The following is a 22,572-nucleotide window of genomic DNA, read 5'->3' on the forward strand; positions in this document are numbered from 1 at the left end:
GCTGCATGAAAATATGCTTCATGGTATGATATCGCACCTGTTTATGGGCAAATAAACAGTTTCTGATAAGTCAATTTTTGAGGTTTGTATGAATGAATTGCGCATAGGTCTGGTTTCTGTTTCTGATCGTGCTTCGAGTGGTATTTATGAAGATAAAGGCATTCCTGCATTAGAAGAGTGGTTAGCAAAAACGCTAACAACGCCTTTTCGTATTGAAACGCGGTTAATTCCAGATGAGCAAGTCATGATTGAACAAACTTTGTGTGAGCTGGTGGACGAGTTTGCATGCCATTTAGTGCTTACAACTGGTGGTACAGGGCCTGCTCGTCGTGATGTGACACCTGATGCAACGTTAGCCATCGCTGATCGTGAAATGCCAGGGTTTGGTGAGCAAATGCGCCAAATTAGCTTGAAATTCGTTCCCACGGCTATTTTATCGCGTCAAGTCGGCGTGATCCGCAATCAGGCCTTAATTTTAAACTTACCAGGGCAGCCAAAAGCCATTGCTGAAACATTGGAAGGGTTGAAAGATAAAGAAGGAAATGTACTAGTATCGGGGATTTTTGCCAGTGTTCCTTATTGCATTCAATTGCTCGATGGCCCGTATGTGGAAACTGATCCTGCAATCGTTAAGGCGTTTAGGCCGAAATCGGCGATTCGTACTGAATAAGTTTTGAATACAATCAGGTGAGCATTCACTCACCTGATTAAATACCATTATCAATAATTAGCCACGTTGTCCAATAGGTAGCACAGTTCTGCCGTATTGCTCATTTAACACTTCTGCGACCGCTAAATAGAACGCACTCGCGCCACAGATAATTCCTTCAAAACCTGCAAATTTTAGTAGCGCAGCGTTGCCCGTCAGATTGCCAATAGCAAGTAAAGCAAATAAGACCGTTAAGCTACCAAAAACAAATTGCAGTACAACGTTAGCTTTAAATGTGCCAAGAAACATGAAAAAGGTAAAAATACCCCAAATAGCAAGAAAAACGCCTAAAAATTCAGGCGAGGTGGCTTCGGCTAACCCCATAGTTGGTAAAAATAATAAACCAACTAATGCAATCCAAAACATCCCATAAGAGGTAAATGCGGTTGCGCCAAATGTATTGCCCTTTTTATATTCAATCAGCCCTGCGATAAATTGGGCAATCCCACCATAAAAAATACCCATGCTCAAAATAACGGATGAAAGCGGAAAAAATCCTGCGTTATGAATATTCAACAGGATGGTTGTCATACCAAAGCCTAGTAAACCAAGTGGGCCTGGATTTGCAAGAGAGCTAGACTGCATATAACCTCTGGTAAAATATATAAAATTCAAATAGATAAAAAGAAATAAACACCGCTAAAATGGCAGTGGCGGCGAATCATACGCAGTTTTAGTTGCCTAAACAATGATCACAAGACAGGTTTTTTTGCAATAAATGCAAATTTTTTTTAATTCCCCCCTTGATGAATGGATTTACGACCCCATCTTTAAAGCATCAACCGATATCTCTGTGAATTATTGCGTATTGAAAAATAATTTAGGCTCAGGGTGAAAAATACCCTTGAAAAAGAAATATTGAGCCGCATATAGATTGATATCGAAATCATAGTGAAAAGAATTCCTTTGGAGGCGTTTTAGATGGGTAAAATTATTGGTATCGACTTGGGTACAACTAACTCATGCGTTGCAATTATGGATGGTACTACCGCTCGTGTTCTGGAGAACAGCGAGGGTGACAGAACTACTCCTTCCATCATTGCGTACACTCAAGATGGTGAAATTTTAGTTGGTCAGCCAGCAAAACGTCAGGCTGTTACTAACCCAGAAAATACTTTATTTGCAATCAAACGTTTGATTGGTCGTCGTTTCCAAGACGAAGAAGTTCAGCGCGATGTCGCTATCATGCCATACAAAATCATTGCTGCAGATAACGGCGATGCTTGGTTAGATGTGAAAGGCCAAAAAATGGCTCCACCACAAGTTTCAGCTGAAGTTCTGAAAAAAATGAAGAAAACAGCGGAAGATTACTTGGGTGAGCCGGTTACAGAAGCGGTTATCACTGTTCCTGCTTACTTTAACGATGCTCAGCGTCAAGCAACTAAAGATGCGGGTCGTATCGCTGGTTTAGAAGTAAAACGTATTATCAACGAACCAACAGCAGCAGCATTAGCTTATGGTTTAGATAGAGAAGTCGGTAACCGTACAATTGCTGTTTACGACTTAGGTGGTGGTACATTCGACTTATCAATCATCGAAATCGATGAAGTTGATGGCGAAAAAACCTATGAAGTGTTAGCAACCAATGGTGATACTCACTTAGGTGGTGAAGACTTCGATACACGTTTAATCAACTACTTAGTTGAAGAATTCAAAAAAGAACAAGGTGTTGACCTGCGTAACGATCCGTTAGCAATGCAACGTCTGAAAGAATCTGCAGAAAAAGCGAAAATTGAGCTGTCTTCTGCACAACAAACTGATGTGAACCTGCCATATATCACTGCTGATGCAACAGGTCCAAAACACATGAACATCAAAGTGACTCGTGCAAAATTAGAGTCACTGGTAGAAGATTTAGTTAAACGTTCAATGGAGCCAGTGAAAGTTGCATTGCAAGATGCAGGCTTAAGCGTGAGCGAAATCAACGACGTTATTTTAGTCGGTGGCCAAACACGTATGCCAATGGTTCAAAAAGTTGTTGCTGACTTCTTTGGTAAAGAACCACGTAAAGACGTGAACCCAGACGAAGCGGTTGCAATGGGTGCGGCAGTACAAGGTGGTGTTTTAGCTGGTGATGTTAAAGACGTTCTGTTACTTGACGTAACGCCTCTGTCTTTAGGTATCGAAACCATGGGTGGCGTGATGACTTCGTTAATTTCGAAGAATACCACTATCCCAACAAAACACAGCCAAGTGTTCTCAACTGCGGAAGATAACCAAGCAGCTGTGACGATCCATGTTCTGCAAGGTGAACGTAAACGTGCGGGTGATAACAAATCACTGGGTCAATTTAACTTAGACGGTATCCAAGCAGCACCACGTGGTATGCCACAAATCGAAGTGACTTTCGACATCGATGCTGATGGTATCTTGCATGTGTCTGCGAAAGACAAAAACAGCGGTCGTGAGCAAAACATCACCATTAAGGCTTCTTCAGGCCTGAACGACGAAGAAATCGAAAAAATGGTACGTGACGCAGAAGCGAACGCAGAAGCTGACCGTAAATTTGAAGAGTTAGTGCAGGTTCGTAACCAAGCTGACCAACTGGTTCACGGTACACGCAAACAAATCGAAGAAGCAGGTGACAAATTACCAGCGGACGATAAAGCAAACATCGAAAAAGCAACATCTGAGTTAGAAGCTGCAGCGAAAGGCGAAGATAAAGCAGATATCGAAGCGAAAATCCAAGCTTTAGTCACTGCATCTGCAAAACTTCTGGAAATCGCACAGCAACAAGCTCAAGCAGGCGGTGCAGCTGGCGCAGAAGCTAAGAAAGATGATGATGTTGTTGACGCTGAGTTTGAAGAAGTTAACGACAAAGACAAAAAATAATGCCCTTAGCGGGCGCAGTAGCTGTAGCGAAGATGGTTAATAGTTACTGATACCGGATACGGGCGTTGAGGGAACTCTGCGCCCGTTCCGCATGTTAAGGGTAAATTAAATGGCAAAAAGAGACTTTTATCAGGTTTTAGAACTTGAAAAGAATGCTTCAGAAAAAGACATTAAAAGAGCGTATAAGCGCTTAGCAATGAAATACCATCCTGACCGTAATCAGGGCAATAAAGACGAATCTGAAGAAAAATTTAAAGAAATTAAAGAAGCTTACGAAGTTCTTTCCGATGAGCAAAAACGTGCCGCTTATGACCAATATGGTCATGCCGCGTTTGAACAAGGCGGAATGGGCGGTGGTGGCGGGTTTGGCGGTGGCGCTGACTTTAGCGATATCTTTGGTGACGTCTTCGGTGATATTTTCGGAGGCGGTCGCAGACAACAACGCCCAAGCCGTGGCTCTGATCTGCAGTACAACATGGAATTGACTCTTGAAGAGGCTGTCCGTGGAGTGACCAAAGAAATTCGTATTCCGACGCTAGAAACCTGTGATGTGTGCCATGGTAATGGTGCGAAACCAGGAACCAGTGCTGATACTTGTTCTACTTGTCATGGTATGGGCCAAGTGCACATGCGCCAAGGCTTTTTCTCGGTACAACAACCTTGCCCAACTTGTCACGGTCGCGGAAAAGTGATCAAAGACCCATGCAATAAATGTCATGGTCATGGTCGTGTTGAAAGATATAAAACACTATCAGTTAAAATTCCAGCGGGTGTTGATACGGGCGACCGCGTTCGCTTATCGGGTGAAGGTGAAGCGGGTGAGAACGGAGCTCCAGCAGGCGATTTATTTGTTCAAGTTCATGTATTACCTCATAATATTTTTGAACGTGATGGTAATAACCTGCATTGTGAAGTACCAATTAACTTTGCCGATGCAGCTTTGGGTGGTGAAATTGAAGTTCCAACCCTTGATGGTCGTGTAAAACTGAAAATTCCAGCAGAGACACAAACAGGTAAAATTTTCCGTATGAAAGGAAAAGGCGTGAAATCTGTGCGTGGAGGTCTGCAAGGTGATTTGATGTGCCACATTGTTGTTGAAACTCCCGTAAAACTGAATGAGAAACAAAAAGCGTTACTCAAAGAGTTTGGCGAGTCTTTAGGTGGCAAAAGCGGAGAAAAAAATAGTCCGCGTTCCAAAAGCTTCCTAGATGGCGTGAAAAAATTCTTTGATGATTTAACGAACAAATAATGTGTTAGTTATTTTATAAATTAGAATGGCTGGCCTGTGAAATACAGAACCAGCCATTTTTTTATGTTATTTAACCACTTCCCCGCTAGCAATAACGGTTTCGCGTACTTTATTTGCAAAGTCTTGTGCTTCTTGGATAATCACTTTTTCATCAGCGGTGAGTAATTGGCGGTCTTGCATCAAAACTTTACCGTCTACTATCGTATGGCGAACATTAGCCCCATTCGCACCATAAACAAGTGCGGCATATGGACTATACATTGGAACCATATTAGGTGATTTAGTATCAATAACAATAATATCTGCAAGTTTACCCGCTTCAAGTGAGCCTAATTTATCTTCCATATGCAAAACTTTAGCTGAGCCTTTGGTGGCTAGCTCGATAACAGTGAGCGGAGGCATTGCAGCTCGGTCTTTGTTCTCTAGTTTATGAATTTTGCCGACCAAATTAAGCTCATTTAATGTTGTTAGAGTATTACTCGACATTGGGCCATCGGTTCCTAACCCTACTCGAATACCTTTTTCTAACATAGTCGTGACAGGCGCAACGCCTTTTGCTGATTTGGTGTTGGCACTGATATTATGTGCGACACCGACATCGTATTTTTTCAGCAAATCCATATCTTGCTCATTCACCATAATAGCGTGTGCAGCAATGACTTTATTATTCAGTGCACCAATATCAGCCATGTATTGAACGGGGCTTTTACCACCTGTTCGCTTAGCAATTTCTTCTTGCTCGCGATCAGTTTCGGCTAAGTGGATCATGACTGGAACATTTAATTCTTGAGATAATGTTGAAATTTGCTGTAAATGTTCAGTTGAGTTGGTATATGGAGCATGGGGTGCAAAAGCTGGAGTTATGCGTGGATGGTCTTTGTATTGATTAATAAAATTCACTGCATATTGAATACCTTCATCTGCATTTTGTGCATCAGCAACAGGAAACTGGATCACTGTCTCACCTAAAACAGCTCTTAAGCCAATTTTATCAACCGTTTTTGCCACTTCGTCTTCAAAATAATACATATCGACATATGTTGTGACGCCCCCCTTAATCATTTCAATATTGGCAAGATTCGCACCCACGCGTACCATTTCACGGCTTACCATCTTGTTTTCTAGGGGAAATATATAACGATGCAAGCGGTCTGGAACATCATCCGCCAATGAACGAAAAACAGTCATTGATGCATGAGTATGGGTATTAATTAGACCAGGCATGACAATATCGCCTTCAACATTTAATACCTTTGGAGCTTGGTAATCTTTAGTCAGTTCAGGGCCACCGACAGCAATGATTTTATTTTCTTTAATAACCACAGTGCCGTTTTCGATAATCCGATTTTTAGCATCCATCGTTAAGACTGTACCATCAACAATCATCATATCCGCAGGTGTGGCTGAAAAACTGGCAAAAGAAGCCGTCATTGTTGCGAGGGCTAATAAGGATTTTGTAAAAGACATTGTTACCTCATATCTAAATGAAAAATCAGTTTTTATTCTTTATAAAAGGCTCAAGTGGATTTATTAAAAACCACACACTCTAATACCTAAATATAAGGGATTAATATTTATGTTTAGTCCCTTATTGCGGGCTAACTGCCAAGTTTGGCAAGTAAAACCCCCGATAAAATAACTATGCAGGCAAGAACTCGCATTAAGTTGAATTTTTCTTTTAAAAAGACAATCGAAAGGAACATTGCAAAGAGTACGCTGGTTTCTCTGATGGCTGCTACCATAACGATAGGTGCTTGGCTCATTGCCCAAATGGCAATGCCATAGCTCACTAATTGCATTAACCCACCTAATAACCCAGAACGCCAATATTGCTGAATACCGAGCACAAGTGTTGTGCGATATTTAATAATACCTGAAACAGTTAAGACGATACCATTTAATAAAAAGAGCCAAAGCGTGTAGACGACAGGGTCTTCACTGGCTCGTGCTCCGTGGCCATCTGAAAGTGTGTAGCAGGCAGTGAAAAAGGCTGTACATAAGGCAAAAGATAACGCTTTTCCTTTGATATTTAATTGAAATTTTCTTCCAGCAAAGGCGATGAGTAAAACACCACTAATAATGAGCAGTATGCCAATAAAACCTATTAATGGAATAAACTCATTGAATAATACAGCGCCAAGTAATGCCGTAATCAGTGGCGCGGAACCTCGTGAAATAGGGTAAATCTGGCTCAAATCACCGTGAGTATAGGCCTGGCTTAAAAAGTAGGTATAGCCAATATGGAACAATACCGATAAGGCCAACCAGTACATTGCTTGGGGAGAAGGTAGTCCTAACCAGAATATAGCTGGAATGGCGAGCACTCCCGAAAAAAAAGAGATCATGACGAGACCAAAAAAACGGTCATTACCAAATTTAACTAAAGCGTTCCAAGTTGCATGGCAAAAAGCAGCAAAAAGGACGGCGAGTAATACGTAAGTTGTCATAATTAACGTGTAAAAGTGAGTTTTTTGTCTGAAAAATAAAGTTATTTATTTTTGCTAAGCGTTTCGCAAAATTATTGTAATCCAGTCTCCCACATTAAAAATTATTGGGAAAGCCTTCGGACATAAAAAATCGATGATTGCCTCAAGATCGTCAAAAAAAGTAAATTATAAAAAACGAGAAAAAATTGAATTTATAAAGTTACTTTTTTAAAAAATTTATTATTTGTTTTTATAAAAGTTGTCTATAGTGAAATTAACGTTTCATTATCATTTTTAGTGATCTCTAACCTAAATATATCGTAAATTCCGATGATTAATGGATGAATAAACGATTTTTTACGAATTAATAATTAGCATAATATTAACATTCAAAAAATATTGAGGTTAAAAAAAATGACAGCAATTATTCGTAAATTTTTAAGGTTAGAAGCAGCAGGGGGCTTACTCCTGATTATTGCTGCCATAGTTGCTTTGATCATGGCTAATACGCCATTACAAGGGGCTTATCAGCAATTTTTAGAGATTCCGGTCTCGATTAAAATTTCAGACTTCAGCTTAGATAAACCATTAATTTTATGGATTAATGACTTCTTTATGGCTATTTTTTTCTTAGTCGTAGGTCTTGAGGTTAAACGTGAATTATTGGAGGGATCCCTTGCAAGTCGTGATAAAGCAATATTTCCAGCAATTGCAGCATTAGGTGGGATGATTGCTCCTGCTCTCGTTTATCTGCTTTTTAACGGTGGAAATGAAATTACTCAACAAGGTTGGGCAATACCTGCGGCAACAGATATTGCATTTGCTTTGGGAGTGATGGCGTTATTAGGTAAGCGAGTACCCACTGAGTTAAAGGTCTTTTTATTGGCGCTAGCTATTATCGATGATCTTGGTGTTATTGTGATTATTGCCTTTTTCTATACAAGTTCTGTGTCAATGATTGCGCTCGGCTTAGCTGCCTTATGTATTGCAATATTGGTCACAATGAATTGGCGCCAAGTGGAAAATACAGCAGCTTATTTAGTTATAGGGCTGATATTGTGGGTATGTATATTAAAGTCAGGTGTTCATGCAACATTAGCGGGAGTGATCGTTGGTTTCTTAATTCCATTAAGGGGCACAAACCAAACAAAACCTTCTGAAGAGCTTGAGCATGTCTTACATCCGTGGGTTGTCTATTTAATCTTACCTATTTTTGCATTTGCAAATTCAGGTGTGCAGTTGCAAGGTGTGACTTTTGATGGCTTGTTGAGTCCATTGCCACTAGGAGTTGCAGCAGGGCTGATATTGGGTAAGCCAATTGGGATTTTCTTATTTAGTTGGATTTCGGTAAAACTTGGCTTTGCGAAATTACCTGAGTCGATTAATTTGAAGCAAGTTTTTGCCGTTTCCGTGTTATGTGGGATCGGTTTTACTATGTCTATTTTTATAACTGGACTCGCATTCGATGGTATTGATGAGGTATATAGTACTTACTCACGCCTAGGTATTTTAATTGGCTCCACAGTGGCAGCCGTGCTCGGTTATTTTATGTTAAGAGTAGTCTTACCGAAACAAAAACAGTTAGCGTGAACTAGAATTATAAAGTAATTTAGTTAATTATTAGTAAGAATTTCCGAACTAATATTCTATGATATGCCGTAGTGTATCTTTTGTAGATACACTACGGTTATACATAATAAAAGCCCCTGATTCATGGGGACAGGTAGATATGTATGGTGAATAGCACCAAGTGTGGTTATTGACGATACAAAAGGAATCGATATGCGGGTTTCACATTTAAATTTTAACCATCTTTACTACTTTTGGCATGTATGTAAAGAGGGCTCTGTCGTCGGAGCGGCTGAAGCACTTTACCTGACTCCTCAGACCATAACGGGCCAAATAAAGGCGTTAGAAGAGCGTTTAGGTGGTAAATTATTTAAGCGGCAGGGGCGTGGTTTAGTGCCTTCCGAACTCGGGCAACTGATTTTTCGCTATGCAGATAAAATGTTTATGCTTAGCCAAGAAATGCTCGATATAGTTAATTACAGCAGAGAGTCCAACTTACTATTTGATGTTGGTGTTGCTGATACATTGTCAAAACAGTTAGTTAGCCGAATATTGGAAACGACAGTTGTTGAGCATGAACAGATTCACTTGCGTTGTTTTGAATCAACTCACGAGCTGTTATTAGAGCAACTTAGCCAACATAAGTTGGATATGATTTTATCTGACTGCCCAGTTGATTCATCACAGCAGGAAGGCCTGTTTTCCGTTAAATTGGGTGAATGCAGTATGAGCTTTTTTTGCCGTCAGCCAATACCGAAAAAGCCATTTCCTGAATGTTTAGAAGAGCGTCGCTTACTGATTCCTGGAAGACGTTATCTTTTAGGTCGGCATATTTTAGCTTGGATACGGAATAAAAATTTACAAGTTGAAGTATTAGGCGAGTTCGATGATGCTGCATTAATGAAAGCGTTTGGCATGCATTATAATGCTATTTTTGTTGCTCCTTCGCAGTACACACCTGACCTTTTAGGCGGAGAAGATATTGTAGAGTTAGGGCGACTAGAAAATGTAAAAGAAGAATATTACGTTATTTTTGCAGAAAGAATGATTCAGCATCCAGCAGTACAGCGAGTTTGCAATAAAGATTTTTCAGAATTATTTTCGGTGCCATTTGACAGGTTAGAGCGGTAAATTAAGCAAATAAAAAAACCGGCCTAGGCCGGTTTTTTTAGCTAATCAAGAAGCAAAATTACATTGCTTTAATTTGAGCAACTAAGTTAGCTTTATGACGTGCTGCTTTATTTTTGTGGATCAGGCCTTTAGCGGCGTGACGATCAACAATAGGTTGCATGTCATTGAATGCTTTCTGAGCAGCTTCTTTATCGCCTGCAGCGATAGCAAGGTAAACTTTCTTGATAAAAGTACGTACCATAGAGCGACGGCTAGCGTTGTGCTGGCGACGTTTCTCTGACTGAACGGCACGTTTCTTAGCTGATTTGATATTAGCCAAGGTCCAACTCCCAAATGTATTCTATTGAGGACAATTCAAAGGTCGAGGAATATGCCCTTTCGCCCTGCATTTGTCAATGGATTTGTGCAAATAAACATCGTGTACTTCGATGTCCATGCGCTGTGAATGGTGCAAGATTCTATCAGCAAATATGAGAAGAATACAGATCTCAGCGTGAAAAAATGCGTAATTGATGTCAGAAAATTAAAAACAATCACGATAGAAAAAAATTTTAGCCCATCAATAAGAGGGGAGTATGATATTTGCTCGCTTATTGATTGCTTATTAATCGCGAAATGTGTTTAGCTATAGGCATTGATGAGAAAACGATAAAAATTGAATATTTTTAGAGACCTCGGAACAAATTTGTTGTATTGATAATCCATTGGTTATCCCAACATTTTTTGATATCTATGCCTAATTGCTCATATTGGGTAGCATTGTGGCTTGTTGTTCACGTAAAATAGATGGCTATTAGGTCGTGTTAGAATCAAAAAAATAGGGTTTAATGTAACCTTTTGCGAACTAAGGTTAACCTTATGCGTCGTACAAGGTATAATCCTGCAATTTCCTCGGTATTGAGCCTGTTATGGAGCTAATTCGCGGTATACAGAATATCCGGGCGTGCCATCATGGTTGCGTGCTGACTATTGGTAATTTTGACGGTGTTCATCGTGGGCACCAAGTATTACTTCAAAATTTGAAACTCAAGGGTAAGGAACTTGGCTTACCTACGGTTGTGATGATTTTTGAGCCACAACCTCTTGAATTTTTTATTGGTGACAAAGCGCCTGCGCGTTTGACACGTTTAAGAGATAAAGTGAAATACCTCGCAGACAGTGGTATTGACTACCTTCTTTGTGTCGAATTTAACCAGCACTTTGCCTCTTTAACACCCACTGAGTTTGTCTCAGATTTACTGGTTGACAAATTAGGGGTGAAATATCTCGCTATTGGTGATGATTTCCGTTTTGGGAAAAATCGCATGGGGGATTTTGCCTTTTTGCAGCAAGCAGGTGAAGAGTTTGGGTTTGAGGTTGCTGATACAGAAAGCTTTTGTGATTCCGGTCTTCGCATCAGCAGCACGGCCATTCGTAAGGCAATTCAGGTTAACGACCTTGAATTGGCGGAAAACCTGTTAGGACATGCCTATCGTATTAGTGGGCGAGTGGTTCATGGTAACCAGCTTGGCAGAACAATAGGTTTTCCGACGGCAAACCTACCATTAAAACGTTTAGTCACACCAGTGACGGGTGTGTATGCTGTAGAAGTTTATGGTTTAGGTGATAAGCCTTTGCCTGGTGTGGCGAATATCGGCACACGACCGACTGTATCTGGAAAAGGAACGCAGTTAGAAGTTCATCTGATTGATGCCACTATGGATTTATATGGGCGTCATATCGATGTAGTGTTACGTAAGAAATTACGTGATGAGCAGCGGTTTGCTTCGTTGGAAGCGCTTAAGGAGCAAATTGCTAATGATGTAATTGCAGCAAGAGAATATCTCACTGCAATAGGAATCAGATAATTTAGCGGAAAATTGGAACTGAGAATCGATGAGTGACTATAAAAATACCCTGAATCTACCAGAAACAGGGTTCCCAATGCGTGGCGATCTCGCTAAACGCGAACCACAGATGTTAGAGCGCTGGTACAAAGAAGGTTTGTATCAGGCAATCCGTAAAGCAAAATCGGGCAAGAAAACTTTTATTCTGCACGATGGCCCTCCATATGCTAACGGCAGTATTCATATTGGTCACTCAGTTAACAAAATTCTCAAAGATATTATTATTAAATCCAAAGGGTTAGCGGGTTATGATTCCCCGTATATTCCTGGTTGGGATTGCCATGGCTTACCGATTGAACACAAAGTTGAACAAATCGTGGGTAAACCAGGTGAAAAAGTTTCCGCCGCTGAATTTCGTGCACAATGCCGTCAATATGCAAAAGAGCAAATTGAAGGCCAAAAAGCTGACTTTATGCGTCTCGGTGTGTTAGGTGAGTGGGATAAACCTTACTTAACCATGGACTTCAAAACCGAAGCCCACATCATCAGAGCGTTAGCAAAAACCATTGCAAACGGCCATTTAGTGAAAGGCGCTAAGCCTGTTCATTGGTGTACAGCATGTGGTTCTTCATTAGCTGAAGCTGAAGTTGAGTATTATGACAAAACTTCCCCATCTATCTACGTTCGTTTCCCAGCAGTAGATAGCAAAGCGGTGTGTGAAAAATTCGGGGTTACGAGTGATAAAACGCCATCACTGGTTATCTGGACAACAACACCGTGGACATTGCCTGCTAACCGCGCAATCTCGTTGAATCCTGAATTTAAATACAATTTGGTACAAGCGAATGGCGAATTAGTCATTTTAGCGGCTGACCTTGTTGAAGATGTAATGAAAACTGTTGGTATCGACGAATGGGCAGTTTTAGGCGAATGTGAAGGCGCTGCGCTTGAACTGTTGCGCTTTGAGCACCCATTTATGGGCTTTGATGTTCCTGCAATCTTAGGTGACCATGTTACATTAGATGCAGGTACAGGTGCTGTTCATACTGCGCCAGGCCATGGTCCCGAGGACTATGTGGTTGGCCAAAAATACGGTTTAGAGACAGCAAACCCTGTTGGGCCAGACGGTTGTTTCTTAGCCAATACCTATCCAACATTGGATGGTGTGTTCATTTTTAAAGCTAACGATTTGATTGTTGAGCTGTTAAATGAAAAAGACGCGTTGCTGTATAAAAAAGCAATCACCCACAGCTATCCATGTTGCTGGCGTCATAAAACCCCCGTTATTTTCCGTGCAACACCACAATGGTTTATTGGCATGGATAAAAATGGCTTACGCGAACAATCATTGAAAGAAATTGATATCGTTCAGTGGATCCCTGGTTGGGGGCGTGCACGTATTGAATCAATGGTTGAAAACCGCCCTGACTGGTGTATCTCTCGCCAGCGTACTTGGGGGACGCCGATGTCTTTGTTTGTTCATAAAGATACCGAAGAGCTGCATCCTCGTACATTAGAATTAATGGAAGAAGTCGCTAAACGCGTTGAAGTTGACGGTATTCAAGCATGGTGGGATCTCGATCCAGCTGAATTACTGGGTGATGAAGCTGAAACCTACCGTAAAGTGCCAGATACACTAGACGTCTGGTTTGACTCAGGGTCTACACACTTTGCCGTGGTTGATGCACGTCCTGAATTCCATGGTAATTCAGCTGACATGTACTTGGAAGGCTCTGATCAACACCGTGGCTGGTTCATGTCCTCATTGATGTTATCAACAGCAATGAAAGGTAAAGCGCCATACCGCCAAGTATTAACGCATGGTTTCACCGTTGATGGCCAAGGCCGTAAAATGTCTAAATCATTAGGCAATACGGTAAGTCCACAAGATGTCATGAATAAACTGGGTGCAGATATTCTGCGTCTATGGGTTGCTTCTACGGATTATACTGGCGAAATCGCGGTTTCTGATGAAATCTTAAAACGTGCAGCGGATTCATATCGCCGTATTCGTAATACTGCCCGCTTCTTATTGGCGAACCTTAACGGTTTCAATCCAGAAACAGACATGGTGAAACCTGAAGATATGGTGGTGTTAGACCGTTGGGCGGTTAGCCGTGCGCTTGAAGCACAACAAGAAATCACCAAAGCGTATGATGAATATGATTTCCTTTCCGTTATTCAGCGTTTAATGCATTTCTGCTCTATCGAAATGGGTTCGTTTTATCTGGATATCATTAAAGACCGTCAGTACACAGCGAAAGGCGATAGCTTAGCGCGTCGTAGCTGCCAAACAGCTCTGTTCCATATCGTTGAAGCATTAGTACGTTGGATAGCCCCAGTGCTTTCTTTCACTTCAGACGAAATCTGGAATGAATTGCCAGGAAAACGTGCTCAGTTCGTTCTAACCGAAGAATGGTATAACGGCTTATTTGGCTTAGATGAGTCAAATGAAATGAATAACAGCTTCTGGTCTGAACTGCTGGCGGTTCGTGGTGAAGTGAATAAAGTGTTAGAGCAAGCGCGTACAGATAAACACATTGGTGGCTCACTAGAGGCTGCGGTGACGTTATATGCAGATAAAGACTTAGCAAACAAACTGCAAAGTTTAGGTGATGAACTGCGTTTCGTTCTGCTGACTTCTCAAGCGACTGTCGCGGATATTGCAACGGCGTCTGCTGATGCGCAAGAGAGCGAGCTAAAAGGCCTTAAAATTGCCTTTAGTAAAGCGGAAGGCGAAAAATGCCCACGTTGCTGGCATTATGCGAGCGATATCGGCTCATCAAGCGAGCAACCAGAAATTTGTGGTCGCTGTGTGACGAACGTAGCCGGTGACGGCGAATTGCGTAAGTTTGCTTAATGAAGACGCCTATTTGTTCTACTGGCCTGCGTTGGTTATGGCTAACCATCGTGATTATCGTGGCAGATTTAGGAATAAAGCAGTTGGTGCTAAAAGACCTGAATCTGTATGAACCACATGCTGTAATGCCATTTTTCAACATAATGTACGCCCAAAATTTTGGTGCGGCATTTAGTTTCTTGGCTGATGAAGGCGGCTGGCAGCGTTGGTTCTTTGCGGGTATTGCTGTGGGAATTTCCATTATTTTAATGGTGATGATGTACCGCCAAAGTGCGCAAAAACGCCTCTCCAATATTGCTTACGCACTCATTATTGGCGGGGCAATTGGTAACCTTAGCGATCGTCTGGTTCATGGGTTTGTCGTTGATTACCTTGATATTTATGTCGGTAATTGGCACTGGCCAACATTCAACCTAGCTGATATGGCAATTTGTATTGGTGCTGCTTTAGTTATTTTGGAAGGTTTTTTACCAGAAAAGCCAAAGCAGGAAAAAGCCAAATAAATTGGTAGCACAATAGGTTACAATGTAATAACACACAGCCCAGATTTTCTGGGCTGAATTTTATGACAAAATAGGTTTGGTTTATGTCTACTCAAATACAGGCTCAGAGCGCAGTTTTACTGCATTTCACATTGAAATTGGAAGATGGCTCTACAGCAGACTCTTCACACGCACAAGGAAAGCCTGCGTTGTTTGTGTTAGGGAATGATTCGTTATCACCTGAACTTGAGGCTAAATTAATTGGGCTTAACGAAGGTGAAAAGAAAAATTTTTCATTACCTGGTGATGCTATTTTTGGTAAACATAACCCTGATTTAGTGCAGTATTTTTCATTGCGTGATTTTATGGATACAGGTATTCCTGAAATTGGGACTATCATGTTATTTACCGCAATGAATGGCAGCGAAATGCCTGGTGTAGTAAAATCGATCGAAGGTGAATCGATCACGGTTGATTTTAATCATCCACTCGCTGAGCAACAAATTAGCTTTGAAATTGAAGTGCTTGAAGTAGACCCGCAATTGGAGAATCACAATGCAAATATTAATGGCTAACCCTCGTGGTTTTTGTGCTGGTGTTGACCGCGCAATTAGCATTGTAGAAAGGGCATTAGAACTATACGGCGCACCTATCTATGTTCGTCATGAAGTGGTTCATAACCGTTATGTAGTTGATGATTTGCGTCAGCGTGGTGCTATTTTTATTGAAGAAATTTCTGAAGTACCAGATGGTTCAATCTTAATTTTTTCTGCGCATGGTGTGTCACAAGCTATCCGTCAAGAAGCACGTTCTCGTGACTTGACCATGCTATTTGACGCCACATGCCCACTAGTGACTAAAGTACATATGGAAGTCGCTCGTGCAAGCCGTAAAGGCAAAGAAGCGATTTTGATTGGGCATGCAGGGCATCCAGAAGTCGAAGGGACGATGGGGCAATATAGCAACCCTGAAGGTGGTATGTATCTTGTTGAAAGCCCAGAAGATGTTTGGAAATTAAAAGTCAAAGACGAAAATAATTTATCGTTTATGACACAAACGACACTTTCTGTGGATGACACTTCCGATGTCATTGATGCACTAACCGCACGTTTCCCAAGTATTGTTGGGCCTCGTAAAGATGATATTTGTTATGCAACAACCAATAGGCAGGAAGCGGCAAGAGAGCTGGCTGAGCGTGCAGATATTGTGCTAGTTGTAGGCTCCAAAAATTCTTCAAACTCAAACCGTCTTGCTGAACTTGCATCAAGAATGCAAAAACCTGCATTTTTGATTGATGGTGCAGAAGACATCCAAACTGAGTGGCTAACGGATAAAAATATTATTGGTTTAACCGCTGGGGCATCAGCGCCTGATATTTTAGTCCGCCAAGTTATTGATAGATTAAAAGAGCTTGGTGCAGACTCCGTTGTTGAACTGCAAGGCCGTGAAGAAAATATTGTTTTTGAAGTGCCAAAAGAATTACGAGTCGAAGTTAAAGAAATTAACTAATACATAGCAGCATATTATTCAAAGAGTCATTTTGTATCATCAAAGTGGCTCAGTCTTTTTTTATTCTGAGTTTTTCTTTCCTACTTTTCTTATCACCAACACTTTTTCTGATAATAAGCCCGCGTTCTACGTTTTTGTTAATAACTGTCGATTAATACTGGCAGAATCTCATCATGATGGTTAATCTGTAACGCAATAATAAATTAAATTGTTTGTGAAAAATATTGATATTCACGTGGGATATACAGTTTAAATTTAGTCATTTGCATCAATAATGAAAAAGGATGAACCATGGCAAATTCAGTGGTACGTGTTGCGATCGTCGGCTCAGGTGGTCGTATGGGGCGGCAGTTAATTCAAGCGGCACAGCAACAAGATGGCATTCAATTAGGCGCTGCTATTGAGCGAGAAGGCTCTTCGCTGATTGGCGCAGATGCAGGTGAGCTTGCTGGTGTTGGTAAGCTAGGAATTTATATTACGGATTCTCTTGATAAAGTCGTTGATGATTTTGATGTTGTTATTGATTTCACTCGGCCTGAAGGTACGCTGCATTATTTAGCATTTTGCAAAGCTAACCAAAAGGGCATGGTTATTGGCACAACAGGTTTTGATGAACAAGGGAAACAAGCCATTGCTGATGCGGCAAAAGTCATTCCAATTGTGTTCGCGGCAAACTTTAGCGTCGGTGTTAATTTAGTCCTTAAATTACTGGAAAAAGCAGCAAAAGTGATGGGAACTTACACCGATATTGAAATTGTGGAAGCTCACCATCGTCACAAAGTTGATGCTCCGTCTGGTACTGCATTAGCGATGGGGGAATCTATTGCGGGTGCGTTAGGAAAGGATCTAAACGACTGCGCAGTATATACCCGTGAAGGTTATACTGGTGAGCGTGAAGCTGGCACTATCGGTTTTGCAACAATTCGAGCAGGAGACATTGTTGGTGAACATACGGCGATGTTCGCTGATATCGGTGAACGCGTAGAGATCACACATAAGGCATCAAGCAGAATGACCTTTGCAAATGGCGCTATTAAGGCATCCTCTTGGGTTTTTGCTAAAAAATCAGGGTTATATGATATGAAAGACGTGCTTTGTCTTGATGATCTTTGATTTTTAATTTGAAATTACCATTATAAATCAATAGATTATTAATTATTTATTGGTTTATGATGGTTTTTATTATTATTTTATTTTAAATCACTATTTTCTTTTTAATTCATCTGTAAAACTGACTTTTGTTCAAGTTAATTTCCCTTTAATCTCAACTCAAGCTGCGTTATTATCAATTATGCAGTTATCTTACTTAGCAACCGTTTACTTATTCATATTGGCTATCATTTTCAGTGCTCACGTTAAGTAAACTGGGGGTGCTGTCTATAAAAGTAAGATAAAAGTGTAAAAAATGCATTTTTTTCTAGACAAGACCCTATCTCATCATTAGAATGCGCGCAATTTGCCAAAAATTTGCTTAAAAACTCATTTTGGCATTGATTTAGATCGCAAAATCTGAATTAATATGCAAAAAACGTGATTTATTATTCTCCGGAGGGTGTTTTGATTAAGTCAGCTATATTGGTTCTGGAAGACGGAACCCAATTCCACGGGCGTGCCATCGGTGCTGAAGGGGCCGCAGTTGGAGAAGTCGTTTTCAATACGTCAATGACCGGATATCAAGAAATAATTACAGACCCTTCCTATTCCCGCCAAATTGTTACTCTCACTTATCCCCATATTGGTAATGTCGGCACTAATGCTGATGATGAAGAATCCCCAAATGTTCATGCTCAAGGCTTAATCATTCGTGACTTACCATTGGTTTACAGTAACTTTCGTGGGCAAGAAGGGCTATCCGAGTATCTGAAACGCCACAATGTTGTGGCAATTGCAGATATCGATACACGTAAACTGACCCGTTTATTGAGAGAGAAAGGGGCGCAGAATGGGTGCATTATTGCAGGAGACAACCCTGATGTGGCGCTTGCGCTAGAAAAAGCACGTAACTTTTCTGGGCTCAATGGGTTAGATTTAGCAAAAGAAGTGTGTACTAAAGAAGCTTATCGTTGGAACCAAGGCTCATGGACGCTAGAAAACGGCCAACAAGGTGCTAAATCAGTTGAAGAGTTACCATTGCATGTTGTTGCTTACGACTTCGGTGCAAAACGCAACATTCTACGCATGCTAGTTGACCGTGGTTGTCGTTTAACGGTTGTGCCTGCGACAACATCAGCAGAAACAGTACTTGCAATGAATCCAGATGGAATTTTCTTGTCGAATGGCCCTGGCGACCCAGCGCCATGTGATTATGCAATCAAGGCGATTAAAACATTTTTAACAACGGATATTCCTGTTTTTGGTATTTGCTTAGGGCACCAATTATTAGCTTTAGCTAGCGGTGCAAATACCCTAAAAATGAAATTTGGCCATCACGGAGCAAATCATCCAGTGAAAGATTTGGATCGAGATGTTGTGATGATCACAGCACAAAATCATGGTTTCGCAGTCGATGAATCTACACTTCCCGATACATTGCGTGTGACTCACAAGTCACTATTTGATGGAACACTACAAGGTATTCACCGTACAGATAAACCTGCATTTAGTTTCCAAGGCCATCCTGAAGCAAGTTCAGGGCCGCATGATGCAGCAAATTTATTCGATCACTTCATTGATTTGATTAACGAATATCGTCAAACCACACCACGTCAAAACGCACAATAATCGGGAGCAAATCATGGCAAAGCGTACAGACATAAAAAGCATTCTGATTTTAGGTGCGGGCCCAATTGTTATCGGTCAAGCATGCGAGTTTGATTACTCTGGGGCTCAAGCATGCAAAGCCTTACGTGAAGAAGGTTATCGTGTCATTTTAGTTAACTCTAACCCTGCGACGATTATGACCGATCCAGAGATGGCCGATGCGACGTATATCGAGCCGATTCACTGGGAAGTGGTTCGTAAAATTATCGAAAAAGAACGTCCTGATGCAGTTTTACCAACAATGGGTGGGCAAACAGCGCTTAACTGTGCGCTTGAACTTGAGCGTAAAGGGGTTCTTGCCGAGTTTGGCGTGACGATGATTGGTGCAACAGCAGACGCCATTGATAAAGCCGAAGATCGTCAACGCTTTGATAAAGCGATGAAAAAAATTGGTTTAGGTACTGCACGCTCAGGTATTGCTCACAACATGGAAGAGGCGTATGCCGTTGCAGACGATGTGGGTTTCCCTTGTATTATTCGCCCATCATTTACAATGGGCGGAACGGGGGGCGGTATCGCTTACAACCGTGAAGAATTTGAAGAGATTTGTACGCGCGGTTTAGATTTATCGCCAACCAATGAATTATTAATTGATGAGTCATTGATTGGTTGGAAAGAGTATGAAATGGAAGTTGTTCGCGATAAAAATGACAACTGCATTATTGTCTGCTCAATCGAAAACTTTGACGCAATGGGCATCCACACTGGTGACTCAATCACCGTTGCACCCGCTCAAACCTTAACAGATAAAGAATACCAAATCATGCGCGACGCCTCGATGGCAGTTTTGCGCGAAATTGGTGTTGAAACGGGCGGTTCAAACGTTCAGTTTTCGGTTAATCCAAAAGATGGGCGCTTAATTGTTATCGAAATGAACCCGCGGGTTTCTCGCTCGTCAGCGCTAGCTTCTAAAGCGACGGGCTTTCCAATCGCGAAAATTGCAGCGAAACTGGCGGTTGGCTATACCCTCGATGAACTGATGAATGATATTACTGGTGGCCGTACACCTGCTTCGTTTGAGCCCTCCATCGACTACGTTGTGACTAAAATTCCACGCTTTAACTTTGAGAAATTTGCGGGTACCAATGACCGTTTAACCACGCAGATGAAATCAGTGGGTGAAGTGATGGCGATTGGCCGCACTTTCCAAGAATCGATGCAAAAAGCGTTACGCGGCTTAGAAGTGGGCGCAACAGGTTTTGATCCGAAAGTTGAACAGGATGATCCTGAAGCACTGACGCGCATTCGTCGTGAATTAAAAGATGCAGGTGCAGAACGTATCTGGTTTATTGCGGACGCATTCCGTGCGGGCTTGTCCGTTGATGGTGTCTTCAACTTAACCAATATTGACCGCTGGTTCTTAGTGCAAATTGAAGAGCTGGTACGTCTAGAGGAAGAAGTTGCAGAGTTAGGTATCAACGGCTTAACCAAAGAGTTTTTACGCGTATTAAAACGCAAAGGGTTCGCGGATGCACGCCTAGCAAGTTTAGTTGGTGTCTCAGAAGCTGAGCTACGTAAATTACGCCAAAGTTATGATTTGCATCCCGTTTATAAGCGTGTTGACACCTGCGCTGCTGAGTTTGCAACCGATACTGCCTATATGTATTCCACGTATGAAGATGAGTGTGAATCCAACCCCAACCATAGCAAGCCAAAAGTGATGGTTCTGGGGGGAGGGCCTAACCGTATTGGTCAAGGTATTGAGTTTGACTATTGTTGTGTGCACGCTTCACTCGCGCTACGTGAAGATGGCTATGAAACTATCATGGTTAACTGTAACCCAGAAACAGTTTCAACTGACTATGATACGTCTGACCGTCTCTATTTCGAACCTGTTACACTCGAAGATGTGTTAGAAATTGTGCGTATTGAGCAGCCAAAAGGTGTGATCGTGCAGTATGGTGGTCAAACGCCACTGAAATTGGCACGTGCACTTGAGGCCGCAGGTGTTCCTGTTATTGGAACTAGCCCTGATGCGATTGACCGTGCAGAAGACCGCGAACGTTTCCAACAAGCGGTTAATCGTTTGAATTTAAAACAACCGCAAAATGCGACGGTGACAGCGATTGAACAAGCTGTTGAAAAAGCCGCTGGAATTGGTTATCCACTGGTTGTACGCCCATCATATGTTCTCGGCGGTCGTGCGATGGAAATCGTGTATGATGAAATCGACCTGCGCCGTTATTTCCAAACCGCAGTCAGTGTCTCAAATGATGCACCAGTACTACTTGACCGTTTCTTAGATGACGCTGTAGAGGTGGATGTTGACGCGATTTGTGATGGTGAAATGGTGCTGATTGGCGGGATCATGGAGCACATTGAACAAGCGGGCGTTCACTCTGGTGATTCTGCTTGTTCATTGCCTGCTTATACACTGAGCCAAGAAATTCAGGATGTGATGCGTGAGCAAGTTCGCAACTTAGCATTCGAATTACGTGTACGCGGCTTAATGAATGTTCAATTCGCAGTCAAAAATAACGAAGTGTATTTGATTGAAGTGAACCCTCGTGCTGCGCGAACTGTCCCATTTGTTTCAAAAGCAACGGGCGTACCGCTGGCAAAAGTGGCTGCCCGTGTTATGGTTGGCCAGACATTGACTCAGCAAGGTGTGACGAAAGAAGTTATACCTCCTTATTATTCAGTCAAAGAAGTGGTTCTGCCATTTAACAAATTCCAAGGTGTTGACCCAATTCTTGGCCCTGAAATGCGTTCAACAGGGGAAGTCATGGGAGTTGGTCGTACTTTTGCAGAAGCGTTTGCTAAGGCGATGTTAGGTAGCAGCTCAACCATGAAAAAATCAGGTCGAGCATTGTTGTCCGTGCGTGAAGGCGATAAAACTCGCGTTGTTGATTTAGCGGCTAAATTGCTAAAACATGGCTTCGAGCTAGATGCAACGCACGGTACGGCGATTGTTCTTGGTGAAGCAGGGATTAACCCGCGCTTAGTTAACAAAGTACATGAAGGTCGCCCACACATTCAGGATAGAATTAAGAATGGTGAGTACGATTACATCGTGAATACAACTGCAGGGCGTCAAGCGATTGAAGACTCAAAACTAATCCGTCGCAGCGCATTGCAGTATAAGGTTCACTATGACACGACGTTGAATGGTGGTTTTGCAACTACAATGTCACTGAGTGCAGATCCAACTGAGAAAGTGATTTCAGTCCAAGAGATGCACGCATTGATTAAGTAATAAACGTGTATTGAATTGAGCCC

General features: G+C 41.8%; 17 protein-coding genes. 13 read left to right on the plus strand and 4 right to left on the minus strand.

Annotated elements, in window-relative coordinates:
- Positions 1–88: 88 nt before the first annotated feature.
- A complete protein-coding gene (gene mog / locus KDJ85_RS14375; protein ID WP_225820256.1) occupies positions 89–670 on the plus strand; it encodes a molybdopterin adenylyltransferase in 582 nt (193 codons plus the stop codon).
- 57 nt (positions 671–727) lie between these two features.
- On the opposite strand, the gene satP is transcribed toward mog, so the two are convergent.
- Positions 728–1,294, minus strand: a complete 567-nt coding sequence (gene satP, locus KDJ85_RS14380) for an acetate uptake transporter (RefSeq protein ID WP_225820257.1) — start codon at positions 1,292–1,294, stop codon at positions 728–730.
- 336 nt (positions 1,295–1,630) lie between these two features.
- Here satP and dnaK point away from each other — a divergent pair, with 336 nt between their 5' ends.
- Together dnaK and dnaJ are read left to right on the plus strand one after the other, a co-directional pair.
- Positions 1,631–3,541, plus strand: a complete 1,911-nt coding sequence (gene dnaK, locus KDJ85_RS14385; RefSeq protein WP_225820258.1) for a molecular chaperone DnaK — start codon at positions 1,631–1,633, stop codon at positions 3,539–3,541.
- Between the two features lie 109 nt (positions 3,542–3,650).
- Complete coding sequence (gene dnaJ / locus KDJ85_RS14390; protein WP_225820259.1) at positions 3,651–4,790, plus strand: molecular chaperone DnaJ; 1,140 nt, start codon at positions 3,651–3,653, stop codon at positions 4,788–4,790.
- A 66-nt stretch (positions 4,791–4,856) separates the two neighbouring features.
- On the opposite strand, the gene KDJ85_RS14395 is transcribed toward dnaJ, so the two are convergent.
- Positions 4,857–6,257 (minus strand): amidohydrolase, encoded by a 1,401-nt coding sequence (locus tag KDJ85_RS14395; RefSeq protein WP_225820260.1) that lies wholly within the window; start codon positions 6,255–6,257, stop codon positions 4,857–4,859.
- Between the two features lie 131 nt (positions 6,258–6,388).
- Positions 6,389–7,237, minus strand: coding sequence for an EamA family transporter (locus tag KDJ85_RS14400; protein ID WP_225820261.1), 849 nt, complete (start codon positions 7,235–7,237; stop codon positions 6,389–6,391).
- A 393-nt stretch (positions 7,238–7,630) separates the two neighbouring features.
- Here KDJ85_RS14400 and nhaA point away from each other — a divergent pair, with 393 nt between their 5' ends.
- Together nhaA and nhaR are read left to right on the plus strand one after the other, a co-directional pair.
- Positions 7,631–8,806, plus strand: coding sequence for a Na+/H+ antiporter NhaA (gene nhaA / locus KDJ85_RS14405; protein ID WP_225820262.1), 1,176 nt, complete (start codon positions 7,631–7,633; stop codon positions 8,804–8,806).
- A 192-nt stretch (positions 8,807–8,998) separates the two neighbouring features.
- Positions 8,999–9,916, plus strand: a complete 918-nt coding sequence (nhaR, locus tag KDJ85_RS14410) for a transcriptional activator NhaR (RefSeq protein ID WP_225820263.1) — start codon at positions 8,999–9,001, stop codon at positions 9,914–9,916.
- 58 nt (positions 9,917–9,974) lie between these two features.
- Here nhaR and rpsT read toward each other — a convergent pair whose 3' ends face one another.
- Positions 9,975–10,235 (minus strand): 30S ribosomal protein S20, encoded by a 261-nt coding sequence (rpsT, locus tag KDJ85_RS14415; RefSeq protein ID WP_219245692.1) that lies wholly within the window; start codon positions 10,233–10,235, stop codon positions 9,975–9,977.
- 589 nt (positions 10,236–10,824) lie between these two features.
- Here rpsT and ribF point away from each other — a divergent pair.
- From ribF to carB, 8 genes are all read left to right on the plus strand, one after another.
- Positions 10,825–11,763, plus strand: a complete 939-nt coding sequence (ribF, locus tag KDJ85_RS14420; RefSeq protein ID WP_225820264.1) for a bifunctional riboflavin kinase/FAD synthetase — start codon at positions 10,825–10,827, stop codon at positions 11,761–11,763.
- Between the two features lie 28 nt (positions 11,764–11,791).
- On the plus strand, positions 11,792–14,602 hold the full coding sequence (gene ileS, locus KDJ85_RS14425; RefSeq protein WP_225820265.1) for an isoleucine--tRNA ligase: 2,811 nt from the start codon (positions 11,792–11,794) through the stop codon (positions 14,600–14,602).
- Positions 14,602–15,105 carry a signal peptidase II gene (gene lspA / locus KDJ85_RS14430; protein WP_206084534.1) on the plus strand — a complete coding sequence of 168 codons (504 nt, stop codon included), beginning with the start codon at positions 14,602–14,604 and terminating at the stop codon, positions 15,103–15,105. Before ileS ends, lspA begins: the two co-directional genes overlap by 1 nt.
- 83 nt (positions 15,106–15,188) lie before the next feature.
- Positions 15,189–15,659: an FKBP-type peptidyl-prolyl cis-trans isomerase gene (gene fkpB, locus KDJ85_RS14435; protein WP_225820266.1), complete on the plus strand. Its 471-nt coding sequence runs from the start codon at positions 15,189–15,191 to the stop codon at positions 15,657–15,659.
- The gene (gene ispH / locus KDJ85_RS14440) at positions 15,640–16,593 is read left to right on the plus strand and encodes a 4-hydroxy-3-methylbut-2-enyl diphosphate reductase (RefSeq protein ID WP_206084536.1); all 954 of its coding nucleotides are present in this window, start codon (positions 15,640–15,642) and stop codon (positions 16,591–16,593) included. Before fkpB ends, ispH begins: the two co-directional genes overlap by 20 nt.
- Positions 16,594–16,884: 291 nt before the next feature.
- Positions 16,885–17,706 carry a 4-hydroxy-tetrahydrodipicolinate reductase gene (dapB, locus tag KDJ85_RS14445; protein WP_225820267.1) on the plus strand — a complete coding sequence of 274 codons (822 nt, stop codon included), beginning with the start codon at positions 16,885–16,887 and terminating at the stop codon, positions 17,704–17,706.
- Between the two features lie 444 nt (positions 17,707–18,150).
- Positions 18,151–19,314, plus strand: a complete 1,164-nt coding sequence (carA, locus tag KDJ85_RS14450) for a glutamine-hydrolyzing carbamoyl-phosphate synthase small subunit (protein WP_225820268.1) — start codon at positions 18,151–18,153, stop codon at positions 19,312–19,314.
- Positions 19,315–19,327: 13 nt separating this feature from the next.
- Positions 19,328–22,549, plus strand: a complete 3,222-nt coding sequence (gene carB, locus KDJ85_RS14455; RefSeq protein ID WP_225820269.1) for a carbamoyl-phosphate synthase large subunit — start codon at positions 19,328–19,330, stop codon at positions 22,547–22,549.
- Positions 22,550–22,572 lie beyond the last annotated feature (23 nt).

The sequence above is a fragment of the Providencia vermicola genome, from assembly GCF_020381325.1.
GTDB lineage: Bacteria > Pseudomonadota > Gammaproteobacteria > Enterobacterales > Enterobacteriaceae > Providencia > Providencia vermicola.

Excerpts from the sequence above, each read along its gene's own strand:
- ribF (WP_225820264.1), top strand. The coding sequence starts at position 10,825 with ATGGAGCTAATTCGCGGTATACAGAATATCCGGGCGTGCCATCATGGT.
- lspA (WP_206084534.1), top strand. The coding sequence starts at position 14,602 with ATGAAGACGCCTATTTGTTCTACTGGCCTGCGTTGGTTATGGCTAACC.
- ispH (WP_206084536.1), top strand. The coding sequence starts at position 15,640 with ATGCAAATATTAATGGCTAACCCTCGTGGTTTTTGTGCTGGTGTTGAC.
- mog (WP_225820256.1), top strand. The coding sequence starts at position 89 with ATGAATGAATTGCGCATAGGTCTGGTTTCTGTTTCTGATCGTGCTTCG.
- satP (WP_225820257.1), bottom strand. The coding sequence starts at position 1,294 with ATGCAGTCTAGCTCTCTTGCAAATCCAGGCCCACTTGGTTTACTAGGC.
- fkpB (WP_225820266.1), top strand. The coding sequence starts at position 15,189 with ATGTCTACTCAAATACAGGCTCAGAGCGCAGTTTTACTGCATTTCACA.
- nhaA (WP_225820262.1), top strand. The coding sequence starts at position 7,631 with ATGACAGCAATTATTCGTAAATTTTTAAGGTTAGAAGCAGCAGGGGGC.
- nhaR (WP_225820263.1), top strand. The coding sequence starts at position 8,999 with ATGCGGGTTTCACATTTAAATTTTAACCATCTTTACTACTTTTGGCAT.
- KDJ85_RS14395 (WP_225820260.1), bottom strand. The coding sequence starts at position 6,257 with ATGTCTTTTACAAAATCCTTATTAGCCCTCGCAACAATGACGGCTTCT.
- dapB (WP_225820267.1), top strand. The coding sequence starts at position 16,885 with ATGGCAAATTCAGTGGTACGTGTTGCGATCGTCGGCTCAGGTGGTCGT.
- carB (WP_225820269.1), top strand. The coding sequence starts at position 19,328 with ATGGCAAAGCGTACAGACATAAAAAGCATTCTGATTTTAGGTGCGGGC.
- KDJ85_RS14400 (WP_225820261.1), bottom strand. The coding sequence starts at position 7,237 with ATGACAACTTACGTATTACTCGCCGTCCTTTTTGCTGCTTTTTGCCAT.
- dnaK (WP_225820258.1), top strand. The coding sequence starts at position 1,631 with ATGGGTAAAATTATTGGTATCGACTTGGGTACAACTAACTCATGCGTT.
- dnaJ (WP_225820259.1), top strand. The coding sequence starts at position 3,651 with ATGGCAAAAAGAGACTTTTATCAGGTTTTAGAACTTGAAAAGAATGCT.
- ileS (WP_225820265.1), top strand. The coding sequence starts at position 11,792 with ATGAGTGACTATAAAAATACCCTGAATCTACCAGAAACAGGGTTCCCA.